This window comes from Tepidanaerobacter sp. EBM-49, assembly GCF_001896645.1.
GTDB classification, from domain to species: Bacteria; Bacillota; Thermosediminibacteria; order Thermosediminibacterales; family Tepidanaerobacteraceae; genus Tepidanaerobacter; species Tepidanaerobacter syntrophicus.
The window spans coordinates 1-4,797 of sequence record NZ_MPPE01000031.1 but is presented as its reverse complement, the minus strand read 5'-3'; the positions used below and the strand labels follow the sequence as shown (position 1 = coordinate 4,797).

The 4,797-nt window shown below is 37.3% G+C and carries 4 protein-coding genes; all 4 read right to left on the bottom strand.

Annotated features, from left to right (window positions below):
• Positions 1-316 precede the first annotated feature (316 nt).
• Positions 317-1,675: a uroporphyrinogen decarboxylase/cobalamine-independent methonine synthase family protein gene (locus tag BUE08_RS04985; RefSeq protein ID WP_213951448.1), complete on the bottom strand. Its 1,359-nt coding sequence runs from the start codon at positions 1,673-1,675 to the stop codon at positions 317-319.
• Positions 1,676-1,749: 74 nt separating this feature from the next.
• Complete coding sequence (locus BUE08_RS04980; protein ID WP_286680504.1) at positions 1,750-3,123, bottom strand: uroporphyrinogen decarboxylase family protein; 1,374 nt, start codon at positions 3,121-3,123, stop codon at positions 1,750-1,752.
• A 58-nt stretch (positions 3,124-3,181) separates the two neighbouring features.
• Positions 3,182-4,552: an MFS transporter gene (locus BUE08_RS04975; RefSeq protein ID WP_273039128.1), complete on the bottom strand. Its 1,371-nt coding sequence runs from the start codon at positions 4,550-4,552 to the stop codon at positions 3,182-3,184.
• A 58-nt stretch (positions 4,553-4,610) separates the two neighbouring features.
• Positions 4,611-4,797, bottom strand: a 187-nt coding sequence (locus tag BUE08_RS04970) for a cobalamin B12-binding domain-containing protein (protein ID WP_502689428.1), incomplete at its 5' end; no start/stop codon positions are given.

Sequence of the window (4,797 nt, the reverse complement as noted above, 5' to 3'; positions counted from 1 at the left end):
TACAAAATCCTTTAAGATTCTAAGCACCTCTTCTTCATCAAGATTTCCCAAAGCTTCGGTTAAATGTTTAAAGTCTGACATTGATGGAAACCTCCTCTTGTAGTTATATGTATATACAAGTTATATTTTAAGTATACAAGACTTGACAAAGACTGTCAATACTTTTTTGAACATTAATTTTTTATACTATTTTTTGATTACATATAAGCAATATACCGACCCTACTAAATCTCCTTCGAGTTTTGCGGTAAGGCCGGTATATAGTGTAGTTTACTAAAAAATTACAAACAGATACTAATACTAAATTAAGGAAACCTTAGAAAAACGTAAAAAGCATTTCTTCATACATCTGAAGTTTTTGAGCTATTATAGGTTCTAACTCCGGGCTAATATTCGGATGTTTTTCCTTATATTCTTCCCATGTTTGATAATATTTAGATTTAAATGCTTTTATCTCTCCAGTATCAACAAATTTTTTTCCTTTATTAGCATCAGAAGCAAGGGGCTCACCTGCATTGTTGTAATATGAGTTTTCGGCAATATATCGTGTTACTGCAGTGTAATTCTCTATATTTGCGCTGTCTATTGATATCAAGCTCTTGTCAAAATCAAAATAGTATCTGCCTCCCGGAGCCATTATATCCAAAAGTTCTTTTGCTTTATCTACACATTCTTGTTTTGTCGCTGTTTTAAGATATGTCATCGGATAAAGACCAGATAAAATATGTCTTTTGCCCAGTTTTTCTTTAATTACCTTTGGATCACCAAATTCAAAAGCTATGCATGTATTTTCAGGAAGCTCATACAAATGATCTAGGTATCTCATCCAATCATGGTCGCAAAACATAAAGACTCTCTGTCCTTTATCCGCCAATGCTTGAATTGTTCGCGAGAATGTAGGCCAATAAATATTTTCAAAATCGCTTGTCCTTAAAAACGGAGCCATATGCAATGGCATAAATGTTTGTCCGTATTTTGAAATTACCGGCGGTGTGCCCATTTTTACTATCATAGGTAGGATTGCTTCACATGCTTCTGCCACTTTTTCCGGGCATCTTCTCAGATCCATAACTATTCCTTTAAAACCGCGGAGAAAATCTGCAATATAATCTAGGGGAGAAAGAGCCATGCCGGCAGATTCTGGTGGTATTCTATAAAAACCATACTTTTCTATAAGTTTTTCATCTATTTGTGCATATCTATCAAGATAATCAAAATGTGCTTTAACTGCTTTTGCATATACAATAGAGCGAGTGACTGGATCGGTATCTAATTCTTTGTCCATTCTTGGAAGTGCTTTTTCCATAATGAATTCATGAGGATTTTTGATAAAATCATCATATTCATCCGCCTCCATAACAGATACTTCCGGATGTTGAATAAATCCTTTAGAACCCATAACGTTCGTTCTAGAGCCTAATATCTGATATCCTATAGGCGGCCTTGCAGGCCCTAGCGGATAAAGGTCTGAACCTGTTATCTGGCAGGCCTTGTCCATCGCTTCTTCTACACCTTCTAATGTCCACTGAGTTTTAGCAAGAGGTAGTCCGGCATATTGAATGCAAAACTCTATTCCAATATTGCCGCCTACCGGCACTCTTTTTGGGACCCTTCCATCAGCAAGATCATGAAATATCTGGGCCCTTTCTTGCTGCAATTCTTTGGCATTTTTCATTATAATATTCACCTTCTTAATTTGCGTCAGCCGATGATTTTTGAAACGGCTGCAGTTTTGCATATTCTAATAAATCAGAGTATCGATGACAAATAAGGTATAACCATATCAGTGTATTTATTATATGCCTTTCTCATAAGAGGATCTACTTTTTCACATACCGGCGGGTAGTCGCTGATAAATTCCTCATACGAAACTATATATTTCGATTTAAATTCAGGATAATTTTGTGAAAACTTTATTACAGAATCTTCCTTTTTGGCAGTTGTGACCTTTTTGCCGGCATTTGTATATTTTGAATTTGCAAGCACATATTCCATTACTGCTACATAGTTTTCAGGATTAATATCGGTTATGCTTAGTGCTTGTTTGTCAAAACCAAATATATAATTTCCACCAGGTGCCAAAATGTCTATTAGTTCCTTGGCTTTATCGATGCATTGCTGCTTAGTCCCTGTTTTTAGCAGTGATATTGGATAAAATCCGCTCAGTACCATTTTTTTACCGAGCTTATCCTTAAATTTGACAGGGTCACCGTATTCCATTGCAAGCCTAGTGCCTTGGGGCAATTCTTGAAGGTAGTCGATGTAACGCGTCCAATCATCCTCACAGAATATAGACATGGCTTGCCCTCTTTCAGCGCAAATGTGGCAAAGTTTGTAAAAGGTGGGCCAATAAAACTTTTCAAAATCCTTTGTGTTTAGGAATGTGGCCATATGCGTCATTATCATGTTTGCTCCAAAAATTGAAGTTTCAGGGGTCCTTCCTGCCCATATAGCATAAGGCATTAGTGCTTCCATTGCTTCGAGTACTTTTTCAGGCTGGCGCTTTATATCAACCACTATTTTAGTAAATCCTCGACAAAAATCAGCTAAAAAGTCAAAAGGCACAAGCTGAAGGCCCATTGTTCCGGGTGGCGGGGAGAAGAAGCCGTATTTTTCCACTAACTTTTGATTGCTTTTATCAAATGCTTCCTGCTGATCCATTTGAGCTAAAACTATCCTTGTAAAATTCACGCTTCTTGAAATCGGATCTGTATCAAGGCCCGGATTTAGTCTGGGTATAATTTTTTCAACCATAAATTCAAAGGGGTTTTTAATAAATTCATCATACTCATCAGCTTCAAATCCTGAAACTTCCGGATGCTGAATCATTCCGGTTTTGCTCATTACAAAAGCTTTGGATTTTTGAAACATGATTGCTATCGGATTTCTAACCCAAGCCATCGAAAAACTGTCTCCCCGTACTAGTTCCATGGCTTTTTCACCAATCTCTTCTAAGAGTTCCTCTGTATATTGGTACTGAGTAGTCATGAAATCCTTGCCTGCATATTCTATAAGATATTCCGGACTTAATCCGTCATGAACAGGAAATCTGTCTGGAATAATTCCTGAATAAACGTCTTCATACAGCTTGGTACGATATTCTCTAAGCTCATTTGCATTCATCCAAACTCCTCCTTAGTATTAGAGCGGTATTTCGCGTTTTATACATTAAAGCTAAAGCTTATTCATTTTGTGTATTTAGCCCCATTACTTCCATAACTTTTTCGTCTGTAAGCTTATAAAACATGGCAAAAAGTATAAAACTTATCACACCGCATATTATAGGTATAGATGTAGTAAGATCTACTATGCTGTTTACAAGCTCAGGCGTTGTTCCAACTGTTGGATCGTAGCCTACTGCGGCAAGGCCATACCCTACTACTGCACCGCTTAGTGCGACTCCGATTTTTGTCGGCATTGCAGACATAGACATTATAAAAGCTGTAGCATCTTTTCCTGTTTTCCATTTTCCGTATTCCGCTGTATCAGAATAAAGGGCAGCTCCCATAGCCATACCGCTTGCTCCTATCAGTGCTCCAAGGCTTGCAAGGCTTATAAAAATCACCGGGTTTCTTCCGCCGGTTAAACGGACTATAGTAAAAACAATTACGTTAACTATTGTAGTTAGTAAATATGTGTTCTTTTTTCCTAATTTTCTTATAATATAAGGGGCAATAAGACTGCCAATAAAGCTACATACCGCCGTGCCAAAAAGATGGATAGAAATCATGTCAAGGTTTCCTATTACATATTTGTAATAGTATGACAATAATGCAGAAATTCCGAACATGCTTAGTGCTTGTAAAGTACTTACAGTAAATAGTGTTAGAAGCTGGCTATTCGTAAATAATTGCTGGAACATTTCTGCAGGAGAAATACCTATACCGCCTTTCCCCATTTTTTTATTTGGGTCATAATAGTCATAGCCTTCGCTTTGGCGAAATAGGTTCCAATACCCCAACACCTGAATAATAGCAAATATCACTACTGTAAATAAAAATCCTCTTCCCTGATCTCCTCTGCCAAAAAATTCTACTAGTGGCATGCAGGTTAATGAAAACACGATGCTGGATGCCATCATAAATTGGACATTTCTTTGCGAAAGTGTCATTCTTTCTTGAGGAGTTTTTCCCAGAACTGCTATTAAGCCTGCATGTGCATTAAATGCAAAATTAACGCAAATATGTGCTATAACATAGCATGTTCCGAGAAATATACCTTTAGTTATTGGATCAAAGTCAGGATTGGTAAACATTAAAATAAAAAACAAACATGTAAACGGCGGTGCAAGCAAAATCCACGAGCGGTATTGACCCCACTTAAGCTGAACAGATTGTATGATGCCGCCTGTAATAGGTACGGAAATCATGTCGCAAATCCGTGCAATCAGCAAAATCGTTCCCATTAAAGCTGCGTTTATCATGGCAACATCAGTGAGGAAATAAGCATAGTAGGTTACAGCTACCATCATCATTAAATTAAATGCAAAGCTTACAAACCCATAGCTGTTTATAAGTTTACTTGTAACCTTTTTTGAAGCTTCTTGCTTCATTTAAATCCTCTCCTTAAATCCCCTTTTTATTTATTTTGTTTTTATAATGCAGCCTTTGCTAGTTACTTTTGCTTTTTTCATATTCTTTTTCCTTAACCCACCCCTGGCATATTTTTACTCCTTCAGCAGCATTTGTCGTCCAGGCATCTGCCCCCACATGTTCACACACTTCCTGGTTTACCGGGTTGCCTCCTATTATCACTTTAACCTTGTCTCTTAGACCTGCTTCTTTAAGGCCGTCTATT

Bases quoted from the DNA above. Each gene is read 5' to 3' on its own strand.
- BUE08_RS04985 (WP_213951448.1), bottom strand. From the start codon at position 1,675: ATGAAAAATGCCAAAGAATTGCAGCAAGAAAGGGCCCAGATATTTCAT.
- BUE08_RS04980 (WP_286680504.1), bottom strand. From the start codon at position 3,123: ATGAATGCAAATGAGCTTAGAGAATATCGTACCAAGCTGTATGAAGAC.
- BUE08_RS04975 (WP_273039128.1), bottom strand. From the start codon at position 4,552: ATGAAGCAAGAAGCTTCAAAAAAGGTTACAAGTAAACTTATAAACAGC.